The sequence below is a fragment of the Pseudomonas sp. BRM28 genome (assembly GCF_002939405.1).
In the GTDB taxonomy this organism is placed as follows: Bacteria; Pseudomonadota; Gammaproteobacteria; order Pseudomonadales; family Pseudomonadaceae; genus Aquipseudomonas; species Aquipseudomonas palmensis.
Genome location: NZ_PEFV01000001.1, coordinates 5,179,445 through 5,194,781, shown reverse-complemented (window position 1 = coordinate 5,194,781; position 15,337 = coordinate 5,179,445). Strand labels below are relative to the sequence as shown.

The 15,337-nt window shown below is 66.1% G+C and carries 15 protein-coding genes and 1 pseudogene; 2 read left to right on the top strand and 14 right to left on the bottom strand.

Annotated elements, in window-relative coordinates; translation table 11 throughout:
- Nucleotides 1-16 precede the first annotated feature (16 nt).
- The 14 genes and pseudogenes from CR917_RS23970 to paaF all read right to left on the bottom strand — a co-directional run bounded on the left by CR917_RS23970 (nt 17) and on the right by paaF (nt 13,428).
- A complete protein-coding gene (locus tag CR917_RS23970; protein ID WP_043862998.1) occupies nt 17-1,258 on the bottom strand; it encodes an OprD family porin in 1,242 nt (413 codons plus the stop codon).
- Nucleotides 1,259-1,289: 31 nt separating this feature from the next.
- A pseudogene (locus CR917_RS23965) lies at nt 1,290-2,858 on the bottom strand (cation acetate symporter); the annotation flags it as partial.
- On the bottom strand, nt 2,849-3,157 hold the full coding sequence (locus tag CR917_RS23960; protein WP_043863000.1) for a DUF485 domain-containing protein: 309 nt from the start codon (nt 3,155-3,157) through the stop codon (nt 2,849-2,851). The pseudogene CR917_RS23965 and the gene CR917_RS23960, both read right to left, overlap by 10 nt.
- A 118-nt stretch (nt 3,158-3,275) precedes the next feature.
- Complete coding sequence (gene paaE / locus CR917_RS23955) at nt 3,276-4,352, bottom strand: 1,2-phenylacetyl-CoA epoxidase subunit PaaE (RefSeq protein WP_043863001.1); 1,077 nt, start codon at nt 4,350-4,352, stop codon at nt 3,276-3,278.
- 31 nt (nt 4,353-4,383) lie between these two features.
- Nucleotides 4,384-4,917 (bottom strand): 1,2-phenylacetyl-CoA epoxidase subunit PaaD, encoded by a 534-nt coding sequence (gene paaD / locus CR917_RS23950; protein WP_054915435.1) that lies wholly within the window; start codon nt 4,915-4,917, stop codon nt 4,384-4,386.
- Entirely contained in the window at nt 4,904-5,668 is a 765-nt protein-coding gene (paaC, locus tag CR917_RS23945) for a 1,2-phenylacetyl-CoA epoxidase subunit PaaC (protein ID WP_078480199.1), read from the bottom strand. The genes paaD and paaC overlap by 14 nt, the downstream gene beginning before the upstream one ends.
- Before the next feature lie 8 nt (nt 5,669-5,676).
- Nucleotides 5,677-5,958 carry a 1,2-phenylacetyl-CoA epoxidase subunit PaaB gene (gene paaB, locus CR917_RS23940; protein ID WP_043863004.1) on the bottom strand — a complete coding sequence of 94 codons (282 nt, stop codon included), beginning with the start codon at nt 5,956-5,958 and terminating at the stop codon, nt 5,677-5,679.
- 25 nt (nt 5,959-5,983) lie between these two features.
- Nucleotides 5,984-6,973: a 1,2-phenylacetyl-CoA epoxidase subunit PaaA gene (gene paaA / locus CR917_RS23935; protein ID WP_054915436.1), complete on the bottom strand. Its 990-nt coding sequence runs from the start codon at nt 6,971-6,973 to the stop codon at nt 5,984-5,986.
- Nucleotides 6,974-7,202: 229 nt separating this feature from the next.
- The gene (gene paaK / locus CR917_RS23930) at nt 7,203-8,519 is read right to left on the bottom strand and encodes a phenylacetate--CoA ligase PaaK (protein ID WP_054915437.1); all 1,317 of its coding nucleotides are present in this window, start codon (nt 8,517-8,519) and stop codon (nt 7,203-7,205) included.
- 82 nt (nt 8,520-8,601) lie between these two features.
- Nucleotides 8,602-9,807, bottom strand: coding sequence for a 3-oxoadipyl-CoA thiolase (pcaF, locus tag CR917_RS23925; protein WP_078480200.1), 1,206 nt, complete (start codon nt 9,805-9,807; stop codon nt 8,602-8,604).
- Nucleotides 9,800-10,249 carry a hydroxyphenylacetyl-CoA thioesterase PaaI gene (gene paaI / locus CR917_RS23920; RefSeq protein ID WP_043863008.1) on the bottom strand — a complete coding sequence of 150 codons (450 nt, stop codon included), beginning with the start codon at nt 10,247-10,249 and terminating at the stop codon, nt 9,800-9,802. The genes pcaF and paaI overlap by 8 nt, the downstream gene beginning before the upstream one ends.
- A complete protein-coding gene (paaH, locus tag CR917_RS23915; protein WP_104573052.1) occupies nt 10,242-11,816 on the bottom strand; it encodes a 3-hydroxyacyl-CoA dehydrogenase PaaH in 1,575 nt (524 codons plus the stop codon). Before paaH ends, paaI begins: the two co-directional genes overlap by 8 nt.
- A gap of 2 nt (nt 11,817-11,818) precedes the next feature.
- Nucleotides 11,819-12,610, bottom strand: coding sequence for a 2-(1,2-epoxy-1,2-dihydrophenyl)acetyl-CoA isomerase PaaG (gene paaG, locus CR917_RS23910; protein WP_043863010.1), 792 nt, complete (start codon nt 12,608-12,610; stop codon nt 11,819-11,821).
- Nucleotides 12,611-12,654: 44 nt separating this feature from the next.
- The gene (gene paaF, locus CR917_RS23905; RefSeq protein WP_104573217.1) at nt 12,655-13,428 is read right to left on the bottom strand and encodes a 2,3-dehydroadipyl-CoA hydratase PaaF; all 774 of its coding nucleotides are present in this window, start codon (nt 13,426-13,428) and stop codon (nt 12,655-12,657) included.
- A gap of 261 nt (nt 13,429-13,689) precedes the next feature.
- Here paaF and paaY point away from each other — a divergent pair, with 261 nt between their 5' ends.
- On the top strand, nt 13,690-14,286 hold the full coding sequence (gene paaY, locus CR917_RS23900; RefSeq protein WP_043863012.1) for a phenylacetic acid degradation protein PaaY: 597 nt from the start codon (nt 13,690-13,692) through the stop codon (nt 14,284-14,286).
- A gap of 73 nt (nt 14,287-14,359) precedes the next feature.
- Nucleotides 14,360-15,283: a phenylacetic acid degradation operon negative regulatory protein PaaX gene (gene paaX / locus CR917_RS23895; RefSeq protein ID WP_054915441.1), complete on the top strand. Its 924-nt coding sequence runs from the start codon at nt 14,360-14,362 to the stop codon at nt 15,281-15,283.
- Nucleotides 15,284-15,337: the final 54 nt, after the last annotated feature.

The window sequence follows — 15,337 nt, the reverse complement described above, 5'->3', positions numbered from 1 at the left end:
CTTTTAAGGGGCGCGCTTACCACAGCGCCAGGGTGTAGCCGATGATCAGGCGGTTCTCGTCCAGGCTGTTGGTCAAGCCGTTGCCTGAGCGGAAGGTGACGTTGCGCCAGCGCAGGCTGACGTTCTTCAACGGGCCGCTCTGCACCACGTAGGTGATGTCGGTGTCGCGTTCGCGCTCGCGGCCGTTGTCCACGGTCGCGGTCCTGGCATGACGCCCGTCGGTGTAGCGGGTCATGAAGCTCAGGCCCGGAATGCCCAGGGCGACGAAGTCGTAGTCGTAGCGCAGTTGCCAGGAGTCGAGCCCGGCGCGGGTGTAGGTGTTGTAGGTCACCAGGTTGACGGTGTACGGGTCGCCGCCGTTGAGGAACGGGAAGGCGCTGTCGCCCGACATCTGCTGGAAGGTGGCACTGACCTTGTGCGCGCCGCTGGCCAGGGTGAACATGCCGTTGAAGTTGCGGTTGTCGATGCGCCCTGCCCGCTCGGCGCCGTCACCACGGCTGTCGAAATAGCGCAGGTCGCTGCGCAGGCTCAGGCCCTCGCCCAGCGGCTGGGTGTGCACCAGGCCGACGAACTGCTGACGGTAGATCTGGTCGAGCTTGGCGTAGTAGTAGGTCAGGTTCAGTTGCGGGGTGAAGGCATAGGTGCCGCCACCAAAATCGAAGCGGTCGCTGCTGGCCGCGCCGTAGCCGATGTCGTCGCGGCTGGACGAATCGCGCAGGTTGGCCTTGGTCAGCCGCCCGGCGTTGAACGTCAGGCCGTCGATCTCCTGGCTGGTCAGCAGGCCGCCCTGAAAGCTTGCGGCCAGCAGGCGGGTGTCGTTGTACACCACCACCGGCAGGATCGGCTGCAAGGTACCCAGGCGCAGCACGCTCTTTGAGGCGCGCAGCTTGGCGGTCAGGCCCAGCTCGCTGTAGTCGTCGGCCGGTTCCAGGCTGTCTGGCCCGAACGGCAGCAGCCCGGTGCCGCGCCGATCACGGCTGGAGTCGAGCTTGATGCCCAGTTGCCCCATGGCGTCGACGCCTACCCCGATCGGGCCATCGGTGAAGCCGGACTCGAACTTCACGGTAAAGCCCTGGGCCCACTCCTCGGCCTTGGATTGCGGCGCGTTGCTCTGGCGAAAATCGCGGTTGATGTAGTGGTTGCGCAACTCGACCTTGGCATGGCTGTCGTCGATGAAGTCGGCCAGGGCCGGCGCGGCGACCAGGGGCAAGGCGAAGCCGGCCAGCAGCGAAGCCGGCATGAAGCGAATGTGGTTCATTATTTTTATACCCGACAATCGTTTTGGTTTATTAGTGTTTGCTTGCGCCTGCGGCACCGATGCCGGTCATCGAGCGGATGAACTGCGCCAGGTAGCGGCCGCGTTCCTGCGCCGCCCGCTCCGAGGTGTCGGTGACCGAGAACACCCAGGCGCCCAGGAACGCCAGGCTCATGGAGAACAGCGCCGGGTTGCTATAGGGGAACAGCGCCGTTTCGTTGTGCAGCACGTTGACCCACACCGCCGGGCTGAGCACCAGCAGCACGATGGCCGAGACCAGCCCGCTCATGCTGCCGATCACCGCGCCACGGGTGGTCAGGCCCTTCCAGTACATCGAGAGGAACAGCACCGGGAAATTCACCGAGGCGGCAATCGCCAGCACCAGCCCGGACAGGAACGCGATGTTCTGCGACTCGAACATCAGGCCCAGGATGATCGCCAGCACGCCGATGGCCAGAGTGGCGATTCGCGACACGCGCATCTCTTGCTTCTCGGTGGCCTGGCCCTTGCGGATCACGCAGGCGTACAGGTCGTGGGACACCGCCGAGGCGCCGGACAACGCCAGCCCGGCCACCACCGCCAGGATGGTGGCGAAGGCCACGGCCGAGATGAAGCCCAGGAACAGGTTGCCGCCCACGGCCTGGGCCAGGTGCACGGCGATCATGTTGCCGCCGCCGATGATCGCGCCGTTGACGTCGCGGTAGCTTGCGTCGGTGCCGACCATCACGATGGCGCCGAAACCCACCATGATCAGCAGCAGGTAGAAGTAGCCGATGAAACCGGTGGCGTAGAACACGCTCTTGCGCGCTTGCTTGGCGTCACTCACGGTGAAGAAGCGCATCAGGATATGCGGCAGCCCGGCGGTGCCGAACATCATGCCCAGGCCCAGGGAAATCGCGTCGATGGGGTTGGACAGCAGCCCGCCCGGGGCCATGATCGCGGTGCCCTTGGCGTGCACCTCGGTGGCGGCGCTGAACATCGCCTCGGTGCTGAAACCAAAGTGCTTGAGCACCATGAACGCCATGAAGCTGGTGCCCGAGAGCAGCAGCACGGCCTTGATGATCTGTACCCAGGTGGTGGCGAGCATGCCGCCGAAGGTCACGTAGAACACCATCAGCACGCCCACCAGCATCACCGCATACAGGTAGCTGATGCCGAACAGCAGCTCGATCAGCTTGCCGGCGCCGACCATCTGCGCCACCAGGTACATCAGTGCCACGGTCAGGGTGCCCAGGGCCGAGGTCAGGCGCACCGGGGTCTGGTCCAGGCGGTACGACACCACGTCGGCGAAGGTGTACTTGCCCAGGTTGCGCAGGCGCTCGGCAATCAGGAACAGGATGATCGGCCAGCCGGCCAGCACGCCCAGGGCGTACAGCAGGCCGTCATAGCCGTTGAGGAACATCATCGCGGAGATGCCTAGGAACGAGGCGGCGCTGATCATGTCGCCGGCGATGGCCAGGCCGTTCTGAAAGCCGGTGAGGCCGCCGCCTGCGGTGTAGAAGTCACTGGCCGAACGGGTGCGCTGTGCGGCCCAGCGGGTGATACCCAGGGTGAACACGACGAACAGCAGGAACATGCTGATGGCTGTCCAGTTCATTTCGCGCACTCCTGGCGGACCTTGTCGTTGAGCGGGTCGAGCACGTTGTTGGCGCGGTACACGTAGATCCCGGTGAGGCCGAAGGACACCAGCACCACCAGTACGCCGACCAGCATGCCGACGGTGGTCACGCCGCCGCTGAGCGATTGCCCCAGGGTGCTGGGGGAGAACGCCACCAGCAGCACGAAGCCGTAGTAGATGACCAGCATGGCCAGGGTCAGCGACCAGTTCAGGCGCTGCTTGCGCCGTACCAGTTGCTTGAAGTCGGGGTGCTTGCAGATGCTGTCGATGTCTTCGGGGGTCATTGGGGCGCTCTCTTGGTGTTGTTGTTTTAGTTTTCAGGGCACACAGGTGTTGCGGTGTTCAGGCGGGCCTCATCGCCGTGTAGGAGCCGGCCTTGCCGGCGATGGGACCGACGCGTTATCAGACCTGATCGAAGTCCAGCACCACCCTGTCGCTGACCGGGTACGTCTGGCACGACAGCACATACCCCGCCGCCACTTCGTAATCCTCCAGGGCGTGGTTGCTGTCCATCTCCACCTCCCCTTCGATGACCTTGCACTTGCAGGTCGAGCACACCCCGGCCTTGCACGAGTACGGCAGCTCGGCGCCGATGGCATTGCCGGCATCCAGCACGCTGACGGTGTTGCGCGGCAGGTCGAAGGCCAGCGCCCGACCGTCGCTGATCACGGTGATCTGGCTGACGGCGGCGTCCAGCTGGCGTGCCGCCTCGCGGGCTTCACGCTTGCGTTCGTCGCCCGCCGCTGCAAACAGCTCGAAATGGATCTTCTCCCCCGCCATGCCATTGGCCTTGAGGCTGTCGCGCACGGTCTCGGTCATCGCCTGCGGGCCGCAGATGAAGGCGGCGTCCAGCGCCCTGGGGTCGAGCCAGCGCGAGAACAGCTGACCGCACTTGTCGGCGTCGATGCGCCCGTTGTACAGGTCCACGTCCTGCTGCTCGCGGCTGAACACGAAGATCAGGTTCAGGCGTTGCAGGTAGCGGTTCTTCAGGTCTTCGAGCTTGTCGCGAAACAGCGCGCCGGAGCTTGAGCGGTTGCCGTAGAGCAAGGTGAAGCGGCTGTCGGGTTCGCGCTCCAGGGTGGTCTTGATGATCGACAGGATCGGCGTGATGCCGCTGCCCGCCGCCACCGCCAGGTAGTTGCCGCGACGGGTCGGGTCCAGTGGCACATGGAAGCTGCCCGAAGGCGGCATCACTTCGAGGCTGTGGCCGACCTTGAGCACCTCGTTGGCAAACGCCGAGAAGCGCCCGCCGGCCACGCGCTTGATCGCCACGCGCAGCTCGCCGTCTTCCACGCCGCTGCAGATCGAGTACGAACGGCGCACTTCCTCGTCGTCCAGTTGCGTGCGCATCACCAGGTACTGGCCCTGGGTGAAACGGAAATCGTCCTGCAGGTGCGCCGGCACCTCGAAGGCAATCGACACCGCATCGCGGGTCTCGGCGCGCACATCCTTGATGGTCAGGCTGTGAAATTGACTCATGCTGTTCTCCCGCTGCACGGCGCCAGCGCGCTCAGATGCATTTGAAATAGTCGAAAGGTTCCAGGCACTCGCGGCACCGGTACAGGGCCTTGCAGGCCGTGGAGCCGAACTGGCTGAGCAGCTCGGTGTGGCTGCTGGCGCACACCGGGCACAGCACCTGCGGGCTTTCGCCCAGCAGGCTGCGCTTGCTGGCACTGCCCACGGGCGGCGCGATGCCATAGGCACGCAGGCGCTCGCGCCCCTGCTCGGTGATCCAGTCGGTGCTCCAGGCCGGCGTCAGGCGCCGCTCCAGGCACGGCGCGGCGAACCCGGCCTGCTCCAGCGCCTGGCGGATATCGCCCTCGATCACCTCGGTGGCCGGGCAGCCCGAATAGGTCGGCGTGACCACAAGGTGCAGGTGGCCGGCCTGCCAGTGCAGGTCGCGCACTATCCCGAGGTCGACCACGCTGACCACTGGCACCTCCGGGTCCATCACCTGCTCCAGCACCGTCCAGGCGTGGCTCAGGTCATCGGCCCGCAGTGCCCGCGCACCGTGGTCGCTGGCGATCAGCTCACCAGGTTGCATCGGGGTAGGCCCGTGGCAAAAACTGCATTTCGGCCAGCAGGATGCCCAGGTGCTCGGTGTGCATGCCGGTACGTCCGCTGAGGTAGAAGTGGCTGGCCGCAGGCGGCAGCGGCAGTTCGACCGAGGCGAAGGTGGCCTCGACCTGGTGCAGCCATGCCGCGCCGACCTGCGCCGGGTCGACGCCGATGCCCGCTGCGGCCAGGCGGGTTTCAGCCTCGCTGCCGCTGGCCAGCTCCACGGTGAAGCGCCACACCTGCGCGATGGCCGCGAGCATGCGCCGGCGACTTTCGTCGGTGCCGCCACCCAGGCGCTGCACCCATTCACTGGAGCGACGCAGGTGGTAGGTGACCTCCTTGAGCGCCTTGGCGGCGATGCCGGCGATGCGCAGGTCGGTGGAGTCGCACAGGCCCTTGAGCACCTGCAGGTGCCAGGCGTCGAACAGGAACTGCTTGGCCATGGTCACGGCGAAATCGCCGTTGGGCTGCTCCACCAGCAGCAGGTTGCGGTAGGCGCGCTCGTCGCGGCGAAACGCCAGGTCGTCGGCATCGCGGCCGTCGGCCAGCAGCTCGGCGGCGTAGTCCAGCCAGTTGCGCGCCTGGCCCACCAGGTCCAGGCCGACGTTCATCAGCGCCAGTTCTTCTTCGATGGCCGGTGCCTTGCCGCACCACTCGCACAGGCGCTGGCCCTGGATCAGGGCGCTGTCGCCCAGCAGCAGCAGGTAATGGATCAGATCGTCTTGGGTGCTGTTCATGGTCGACCTCACATGTGTCCGACTTCGTCGGGCAGCTCGTAGAAGCTGGCGTGCCGGTAGACCTTGTCGTCGGCCGGGTCGAATAGCGGGTCCTTCTCGTCCGGCGAGGAGGCCACGATCAGCGCCGAGGGCACCACCCACAGGCTTACACCTTCGCTGCGGCGGGTGTACAGCTCGCGGGCGTTCTCGATGGCCATGGCGTCGTCGGCGGCATGCACACTGCCCACATGCTTGTGGTTCAGGCCGTGCTTGCTGCGCACGAACACTTCGTAGAGGGTCCAGACAGACATCGTGTATCTCCCATCAGTCGCCGGTTCAGGCGGCGTTCTTGTTCTGTTGTTTGCGGGCGTAGGCGACGGCGGCTTCACGCACCCAGGCGCCGCTTTCGATGGCATTGCGTCGGGTGGCCAGGCGTTCCTGGTTGCACGGGCCGTTGCCCTTGAGCACGTCGAAGAATTCCTGCCACTGGATGGCGCCGAAATCGTAGTGGCCGCGCTCGGCGTTCCACTTCAGATCGGGGTCGGGGGCGGTGCAGCCCAGCAGTTCGAGCTGCGGGATGGTCTGGTCGACGAAGCGCTGGCGCAGTTCGTCGTTGCTCTGGCGCTTGATCTTCCAGGCCATCGACTGCGCGCTGTTGGGCGAGTTGTCGTCGCTGGGGCCGAACATCATCAGCGCCGGCCACCACAGGCGGTTGATCGCGTCCTGCACCATGTCCTTCTGGGCCTGGGTGCCGTGGCGCATCATGGTCAGCAGAATCTCGTAGCCCTGGCGCTGGTGAAAGCTCTCTTCCTTGCAGATGCGCACCATGGCCCGTGCGTAGGGGCCGTAGGAGGTGCGCTGCAGCACCACCTGGTTGACGATGGCCGCGCCATCCACCAGCCAGCCCACTGCGCCCATGTCGGCCCAGTTGAGGGTCGGGTAGTTGAAGATGCTGGAGTACTTGGCCTTGCCGCTGTGCAGCTTGGCGATTTCTTCGTCGCGATCGGCGCCCAGGGTTTCCATGGCGCTGTACAGGTACAGGCCGTGGCCGGCTTCGTCCTGGATCTTGGCCATCAGCTGCAGCTTGCGCTTGAGGGTCGGGGCACGGGTGACCCAGTTGCCCTCGGGCAGCATGCCGACGATCTCGGAGTGGGCGTGCTGGGAAATCTGGCGGATGAGGGTCTGACGGTAGGCGTCGGGCATCCAGTTCTTGGCTTCGATCTTGATTTCGGCGTCGATCTTTTCCTGGAAGGCACGTTCCTGGGGCGACATCTCGTCCAGGGACTTGATGCGTTTGACGCCGGTTTCGACAAGCTGTGCGTACATGTTCGGGCTCCCGCCTCAAGGCTGGTTGGGCATGGGAGTATTTATAAGCGATACACAATTCAATATCAAACAGCTTTTTAGTGTATCTAATGTTTTTTTGTATCGCTTTGCACTGAAAGCGGACCGCTACGCGCTCCATCGCGGGTCAAGCCCGCTCCCACAGGAACACGCTTTACCCAAGAACAAAAAAAAGCCCCGACCAGGTCGGGGCTTCGGCAGCCATCAGCTATCAGCTGGCCAGACGCTTGTCATACACATGACAGGCCTTGCCTTCCGAACGTTTCAGCGTGCCCAACGGCTGCAGCACAATGCGCGTGCTGATGCCGATGTAGGTCTTGATCTGCTTGCCCAGCTCGGCGGTCAGCAGCCTGCGCTGGGCCTCGTCGTAGTGCTGGCATTCGGCGCGCAGTTCCACGTGCACATCCACCGTGTCGAGATTTCCATCGCGATACAGATAAATCTCATAGCACTCTGAAAACTGTTTTATTTTCAGAACCTGTTCCTCGACCTGGGTCGGGAACACGTTGACCCCGCGCACGATGAGCATGTCGTCGCTGCGCCCGGTGATCTTGTCGATGCGCCGCATTGGCCGCGCGGTGCCGGGCAACAGTCGCGTCAGGTCGCGGGTACGGTAGCGGATCATCGGCAGCGCCTCCTTGCTCAGCGAAGTGAACACCAGCTCGCCCATCTGCCCGTCGGGCAGCACCGCACCGGTCACCGGGTCGATGATTTCGGGGTAGAAGTGGTCTTCCCAGAGGGTCGGCCCGTCCTTGGTCTCGGCGCACTCCATGGCCACGCCCGGGCCCATGATTTCCGACAGCCCGTAGATATCCAGCGCAGTGATACCCATGCGCTGCTCGATGGAGCGGCGCAGCTCGTCGGTCCACGGCTCGGCACCGAAGATCCCCAGGCGCAGCGCCAGCTTGTGCGGGTCCAGCCCCTGGCGCTCGATCTCGTCGGCCAGGTTGAGCATGTACGAGGGCGTGACCATGATGATGTCCGGCTGAAAGTCGTTGATCAGCTGCACCTGCTTCTCGGTCTGCCCGCCCGACATCGGGATCACCGTGCAGCCCAGGCGTTCGGCGCCGTAATGCGCGCCCAGCCCGCCGGTGAACAGCCCGTAGCCATACGACACATGCACCTTGTCGCCCTTGCGCCCGCCCGCGGCGCGGATCGAGCGCGCCACCACGTTGGCCCAGGTGTCGATATCGTTCTGCGTGTAGCCCACCACCGTCGGCTTGCCGGTGGTGCCGCTGGAGGCGTGCACCCGCACCACGTCATGCATGGGCACGGCGAACATGCCGTAGGGGTAGTTGTCGCGCAGGTCGGTCTTGGTGGTGAAAGGGAATCGGGCCAGGTCGTCCAGCGAACGCACCTCGTCGGGGTGCACCCCCAACTGGTCGAAGCGCTGGCGGTACAGCGGCACGTTCTGGTAGGCGTGGGACAGGCTCCAGCGCAGGCGGTCAAGCTGGTGCTGGCGCAGTTCATCGATGCTGGCGGTCTCCAGCGGGTCGAGTACAGCAGTGTTCAAGGCGGCCATGTTCATGTGTTCACTCTGATTCTTTTTATGGTTCAGCCCCTGACGGGCCCGAGTGTGGGAGCTGCACGGCTCCCGCTGTGTTGCCGGCTCAGGTTCGCTCGATGATCATCGCGATACCCTGCCCCACGCCGATGCACATCGTGCACAGCGCGTACCGCCCGCCGCGCTGCTCCAGTTCCACCAGTGCGGTGGTCACCAGGCGAGCGCCGCTCATGCCCAGCGGATGCCCCAGGGCGATGGCGCCACCATTGGGGTTGACCCGCGGGTCGTCGTCAGCCAGCCCGAGCTCGCGCAGCACCGCCAGGCCCTGCGCGGCGAAGGCTTCGTTCAGCTCGATGACATCCATGTCGGCCAGGTTCAGGTTGGCCAGTTCCAGCACCTTGCGCGTGGCCGGCACCGGGCCGATGCCCATGATGCGCGGCTCGACGCCGGCCGTGGCCATCGCCACCACCCGCCCACGGGCCTTGAGCCCGAAGCGCGCAGCCTGCGCCGGGCTTGCCAGCAGCAGCGCACAGGCACCGTCGTTGACCCCCGAGGCATTGCCCGCCGTGACACTGCCGCCCTCGCGAAACGGCGTACCCAGGCGTTGCAGCATCTGCAGCGTGGTGTCGCCACGCGGGTGTTCGTCGTGCTCGACGCGCCTGGGCTCGCCCTTGCGCTGGGCAATCGACACCGGCACGATCTCCTGCGCCAGGCGCCCGCTGGCCTGGGCAGCCGCCGCACGTTGCTGGCTGCGCAGGGCGAAGGCGTCCTGGTCGGCACGGGAAATGCCGAACTGTGCGGCGACGTTTTCGGCAGTCTCCGGCATCGAGTCGATACCATACGCCTTTTCCATCGCGGCGTTGACGAAGCGCCAGCCAATGGTGGTGTCGTACAATTGCGCCTGGCGCGAGAAGGCCTGTTCGGCCTTGCCCATCACCAGCGGGGCGCGTGACATCGACTCCACCCCGCCCACCAGCAGCAGGCCGGCTTCGCCACTGCGGATCGAGCGTGCGCCCAGGCCGATGGCGTCCATGCCCGAGCCGCACAGGCGGTTGACCGTGGTGCCCGGCACTTCCATCGGCAGGCCGGCCAGCAGCGCCGACATGCGCGCCACGTTGCGATTGTCTTCGCCGGCCTGGTTGGCGCAGCCGAACAGCACGTCGTCCACCTGCGACCAGTCCACCTGCGGGTGGCGCGCCATCAGCGCACGCAGCGGCACCGCGCCCAGGTCGTCGGCACGTACCGTGCTCAGCGCGCCGGCATAGCGCCCGATGGGGGTGCGCACGGCGTCGATGATAAGGGCGTCATTCATCTGCGGTCTCCTGGGCAAGCACTGTGCCTTGCACCTTGTAAGATTTGCCATGGAACAGCGCGATCAGCTGCCCGTTCTGGTTTTCCACACGCACGTCGTAGTTGCCGGTGCGTCCACCACGGCTCTGCTCGACGCAACTTGCATTGAGCGTGTCGCCCATCAGTGCCGGGGCGATGTAGTCGATGCTGCAGCCCAGGCCGATGGTGACCTGGTTGTAGGTGTTGCAGGCCACGGCAAACGCCGAGTCGGCCAGGGTGAAGATGTAGCCGCCGTGGCAGGTGCCATGGCCCTGGATCATGTCGGCGCGCACCGGCATGCTCAGGCGCGCCCTGCCCGGCGCGACGCTCAGCAGTTGCATGCCCAGCGCGAGGCTGGCGCGGTCACGGGCGAGCATGGCCTGGGCACATTGGCTGGCAAGCTCGGTGGCGTTCAGGTCAGTCATGCAATGCCCTCCCCTCGGCGACCGTGCGCCGCAGCAGCAGTGATGGCCGGTAGCGGCTTTCGCCGTAGGCGGCCTGCAGATTGTCGAGTACCGCCAGCACCTGCGTCGGGCCGATGGCGTCGGCCCAGGCCAGCGGGCCTTGGGGGTAGTTCACGCCCTTGCGCATGGCCAGGTCGACATCCGCCGCCGTGGCCACGCCCTGCAGCACCGCGTCGGCGGCTTCGTTGGCAAGCATGGCCACGGTGCGCATCACCAGCAGCCCCGGCACGTCGGCCAGCGGGCTGACCACCAGGCCCGCGGCCTGCAGCAAGGCCACGGCCTGGTCGCGGGCAGCGGGGGTGGTGTCGGCGGACCAGCTGATGCCGATGCGCCCGGCGGTGGCGTAGTCCAGCGCCAGGTCGAACAGCACGAGGTTGTGCAAGCCTTCGTCGCGGGCACGCTGGCTGGCCAGGCGACCGTCGGTCAGGGCCAGCACGGCGTCGCCCACGCGTATGACTGCGTGCCCGCATCGCGGGTCAAGCCCGCTCCCACAACGACCGGTGGGCGCGGGCTCGACCCGCGACGGGGCCCGCGACACCTTGATGCCGTGCGCCTCGATACGCGCCAGCAAGCCCTGCGCAACGCCCAGGTCGCCTTCGACTTCGCAGGCCTCGATGCGCAAACCACTGCGCAGCTCGCTGACCACCGGGCGCGCGGCCGAGGGCCCATAGTCATAGAACCCCTGCCCGCTCTTGCGCCCCAGCCGGCCGGCATCCACCAGCGCCGCCTGGATCAGCGACGGCTGGAAGCGCATGTCGCCGTAATAGGCATCGAACACCGAACAGGTGACCGCGTAGTTGACGTCATGCCCGATCAGGTCGGTCAGCTCGAACGCGCCCATGCGAAAGCCGCCGGCCTCGCGCATCAGCGCATCCAGCGTGGCGCACTCGGCCGCACCCTCCTGCAACAGGCGCAGGCTTTCGGCATAGAACGGGCGCGCCACGCGGTTGACAATGAAGCCCGGGCTGGAGCTGGCATGCACCGGCGCTTTGCCCCAGGCCCTGGCCGTTGCATACAGGCTGGCTGCTACCTGCGGCGCCGTGGCCAGCCCCGAGACGATCTCGACCAGCGCCATGACCGGCGCGGGGTTGAAGAAGTGCACCCCCACGAACCGCTCGGGCCGCGCCAGGCCGGCCGCGATGCGGGTGATCGACAGCGACGAGGTGTTGCTGGCCAGCACGCAGTCGGCCGTGCAGATTGCCTCCAGGCGCGCAAACAGCTCGCGCTTGGCGTCGAGGTTCTCGACGATGGCCTCGATCACCAGCCCCGCATCCGCCAGCTCGTCGAGCGCCTGCACCGCGTGCAGGCGCGCCAGGGTGGCCTCGCGCTGCGCGGGGTCGAGCTTGCCCTTCTCCACCCGCTTGCCCAGTTGCACACCCAGCCCCTCGATGGCCGCGCTCGCCGCCCCCGGGCGGCTGTCGTGCAGCAGCACCGGATGCCCGGCTTGCGCCGCCACCTGGGCAATGCCGGCGCCCATGGCCCCGGCACCGATCACCGCCACCACAACGCTTGTGTCCAGTGCGCTCATGCTCAGCACCCCTTGAACACGGGGGCGCGCTTGGCCATGAAGGCGGCCACGCCCTCGCGGTAGTCCTCGCTGCGCCCGGCCAGGCGCTGCAGGTCGCGCTCCAGGTCCAGTTGCTGGTCAAGGCTGTTGTCCAGGCTGGCATTGAGCCCTCGCTTGATCAGTGCCAGGCCCGAGGTGGGCTGTGTCGCCAGCTGTCGCGCCAGGCCCAGGGCCTCGTCGCGCAGGGCCTCGTCGTCGACGCAGCGGTAGATCAGCCCCCACTGCTCGGCCTGCTCGGCCGACAGCTTGTTGCCCAGCAGCGCCAGGGCCTTGGCCCGCGCCACGCCGACCAGCCGCGGCAGGAACCAGGTACCGCCCGAGTCGGGCACCAGGCCGAGTTTGCAGAACGCCTGGATGAAGCTGGCCGACCGCGCCGCCAGCACCAGGTCGCAGGCCAGCGGGATGTTCGCCCCGGCGCCGGCGGCCACGCCGTTGACCGCGCAGATCACCGGCAGCGGTAAATCGCGCAGGGCGCGAATCAGCGGGTTGTAGAATTTTTCGATGGACTCGCCCAGGTCGGGCATCTGCGCACCGGGCGCAACGTTGCGGTCGGACAGGTCCTGCCCGGCACAGAAGCCGCGCCCTTCACCGGTAAGCAGCAGCACACGCACCTGGGCATTGGCGCGTACCTGCTTGAGCGCCTCCTTCACTTCGGCGTGCATCTGCGCGTTGAAGCTGTTGAGTTGCTCGGGACGGTTCAGGCGCAGAAAGGCCACGCCGTCGTCTATGTCGAAAAGAATGTGCTCGAAGGTCATGACCAGTACCGCTCGCAAGGTTGAAGTAAAAGGGGCCGGCGCACTCAGCGGCCGGTGAACACCGGTGCGCGTTTTTCGCGAAAGGCATTGATGCCCTCGCGCCGGTCATCGGTGGCGGCCAGCACGGTGAAGGCGTGGCGCTCGAAACGCAGGCCGCTGGCAAGGTCGGTATCCATGGCCTTGAGCAGCGATTCCTTGGCCAGGCGCACGGCCAGCGGGGCCTTGCGCGCGATGGCCTGGGCGATCTGCACGGCGCGCTCGACGGTGAATTCGGGTTGGGTGATTTCGCTGACCAGGCCGGCCTGTTGCGCGGTGCGCGCATCGATGGGCTCGCCGGTGAGCACCATCTGCATGGCCATGGACTTGCCCACCGCGCGCAGCAGACGCTGGGTACCGCCGGCGCCAGGCATGATGCCCAGGTTGATTTCCGGCTGGCCGAAGCGCGCATCCACGCCCGCCACGATGATGTCGGCGTGCATCGCCAGCTCGCAGCCACCGCCCAGGGCAAAGCCGTTGACGGCCGCCACCAGGGGCTTGCTGAAGCGGCTGATCTGCTGCCAACAGGCAACACGCGGGTCGTTGAGGATGCCCACCGCATCGCGCTCGGCCATCTCGTTGATGTCGGCGCCGGCGGCAAACGCCTTGCGGCTGCCGGTGAGCACCACGGCGCGGCAGCTGTCGTCACGCTCCAGGCGCTCGAGTTCGGCTGCCAGCTCGCCGAGCAGGCGGGTGTTGAGGGCATTGAGCACCTCGGGGCGGTGCAGCGTCACCAGGCAGATGCCGGCGTGGGAGTTATCAAGCAACAGGGTGTCAGGCATGACGGTCACCGCACGGGCCAGTCGAGGCTGGCTGTTATTGTTGGGTCGAGGCCGATTGCGGCAGAGTATAGCCACAATACGATACACAAAATCAACATTACTGCGACTTGTCTGTGTCTATTTGTTTTCCATGCGTGCCAAATAAACCCAGCAAACACTGCGCTTATAGCGAGTAAAGCGCCAGGAAGCGATACATCGAAGCATTGCAAACAAGTAACAATACGTTATATTCGCTGTCATCCCCGTCCACAGGAAACCGACATGACCTGCTACAGCCTTGGCGGAATCACCCCGGTCATCGACCCCAGCGCCTACGTGCACCCTTCGGCGGTGCTGATTGGCGACGTGATCGTCGGCCCCGACTGCTATGTAGGCCCGCTGGCCAGCCTGCGCGGCGATTTCGGACGCATCATTCTCGAACAGGGCGCCAACCTGCAGGACACCTGCGTGATGCACGGCTTCCCCGACAGCGACACGGTGATCGAGCGCAACGGGCACGTGGGCCACGGCGCCGTGCTGCACGGCTGCCGCATCGGTGCCGATGCGCTGGTGGGCATGAATGCGGTGGTCATGGACGGCGCCGTGATCGGTGCCTGCTCGATCGTCGGTGCCACCGCCTTCGTCAAGGCCGGCTTCGACTGCCCGCCCCGCTCGCTGGTGGTGGGCTCGCCGGCCCAGGTCAAACGCAGCCTGAGCGACGCTGAAGTGCACTGGAAGCAGGGCGGCACGGGCGAGTACCACGCACTGACCCGGCGCTGCCTGGAGCAGATGGTGGAATGCAGCCCCTTGAGCCAACCCGAACAGGACCGCAGACGTGTCAGCGACAGTACGTTCCGCCCGAAAAACCACACGGCCTGAAGTGCCGGCGGCAACGCTGGCCTTGAAGGACAAACGGCAGTTATATTCCGGGGTTTCACCCAGCGGATCCTCCATGTCGTCGCTCGCGCCCCTCAATCAGCTCGTCACCCGTTTCCAGGAACAGATCCCGATCCGTGCCAGTTCGCTGATCGTCACCCTGTATGGCGATGCCATCGAACCCCACGGCGGCACCGTGTGGCTGGGCAGCCTGATCCAGTTGCTCGAGCCCTTCGGCATCAACGAGCGGCTGATCCGCACCTCGATGTTCCGCCTGACCAAGGAAGGCTGGCTGACCGCCGAAAAGGTCGGCCGGCGCAGCTACTACAGCCTCACCGGTGCCGGGCGGCGGCGTTTCGACAAGGCTTTCAAGCGGGTGTACAGCTCGGTGGTGCCGCAGTGGGATGGCTCCTGGCACCTGGCGATGCTCACCCAGCTGTCTGCCGACAAGCGCAAGCAGGTGCGCGAAGAGCTCGAATGGCAGGGCTTTGGCGCCATCTCGCCGGTGGTGCTGGCCAGCCCGCGGGCCGACCGCACCGACATCAACGCCACCCTGCTGGACCTGGACGCGCTGGAAGACACCATCCTGTTCGAGACCACCGGCCAGGACGTGATGGCCTCCCGCGCCTTGCGTGCCCAGGTGCGCGAAAGCTGGCGTATCGAGGAGCTGGGGGCGCAGTACAGCGAGTTCATCCAGCTGTTTCGCCCGGTGTGGCAGGCGCTGCGCGAGCAGGACAGCCTGCAGCCGATGGACTGCTTCATGGTGCGCCTGCTGCTGATTCACGAGTACCGCAAGCTGCTGCTGCGCGACCCGCACCTGCCCGACGAACTGCTGCCGGGCGACTGGGAGGGCCGCGCCGCACGCCAGCTGTGCCGCAACCTGTACCGACTGACCTGTGCCCCGGCCGAACAGTGGCTGAGCAGTGCGATGGAAACCGCAGACGGCCCGCTGCCCGATGCCAGCGAAAACTTCTACCGGCGCTTCGGCGGGCTGCGCTAACCTGCAGCGCGTGCCCCCAGCCATCACATGCACCCTAACAACAATGCCAGGTGT

Coding starts and splice junctions, on each gene's coding strand:
- paaI (WP_043863008.1), bottom strand. CDS start 10,249: ATGACTGACCTGAACGCCACCGAGCTTGCCAGCCAATGTGCCCAGGCC.
- paaF (WP_104573217.1), bottom strand. CDS start 13,428: ATGCCTGACACCCTGTTGCTTGATAACTCCCACGCCGGCATCTGCCTG.
- paaE (WP_043863001.1), bottom strand. CDS start 4,352: ATGAGTCAATTTCACAGCCTGACCATCAAGGATGTGCGCGCCGAGACC.
- CR917_RS23970 (WP_043862998.1), bottom strand. CDS start 1,258: ATGAACCACATTCGCTTCATGCCGGCTTCGCTGCTGGCCGGCTTCGCC.
- paaD (WP_054915435.1), bottom strand. CDS start 4,917: ATGCAACCTGGTGAGCTGATCGCCAGCGACCACGGTGCGCGGGCACTG.
- paaH (WP_104573052.1), bottom strand. CDS start 11,816: ATGAGCGCACTGGACACAAGCGTTGTGGTGGCGGTGATCGGTGCCGGG.
- pcaF (WP_078480200.1), bottom strand. CDS start 9,807: ATGAATGACGCCCTTATCATCGACGCCGTGCGCACCCCCATCGGGCGC.
- paaX (WP_054915441.1), top strand. CDS start 14,360: ATGTCGTCGCTCGCGCCCCTCAATCAGCTCGTCACCCGTTTCCAGGAA.
- paaB (WP_043863004.1), bottom strand. CDS start 5,958: ATGTCTGTCTGGACCCTCTACGAAGTGTTCGTGCGCAGCAAGCACGGC.
- paaY (WP_043863012.1), top strand. CDS start 13,690: ATGACCTGCTACAGCCTTGGCGGAATCACCCCGGTCATCGACCCCAGC.
- paaC (WP_078480199.1), bottom strand. CDS start 5,668: ATGAACAGCACCCAAGACGATCTGATCCATTACCTGCTGCTGCTGGGC.
- paaK (WP_054915437.1), bottom strand. CDS start 8,519: ATGAACATGGCCGCCTTGAACACTGCTGTACTCGACCCGCTGGAGACC.
- paaA (WP_054915436.1), bottom strand. CDS start 6,973: ATGTACGCACAGCTTGTCGAAACCGGCGTCAAACGCATCAAGTCCCTG.
- CR917_RS23960 (WP_043863000.1), bottom strand. CDS start 3,157: ATGACCCCCGAAGACATCGACAGCATCTGCAAGCACCCCGACTTCAAG.
- paaG (WP_043863010.1), bottom strand. CDS start 12,610: ATGACCTTCGAGCACATTCTTTTCGACATAGACGACGGCGTGGCCTTT.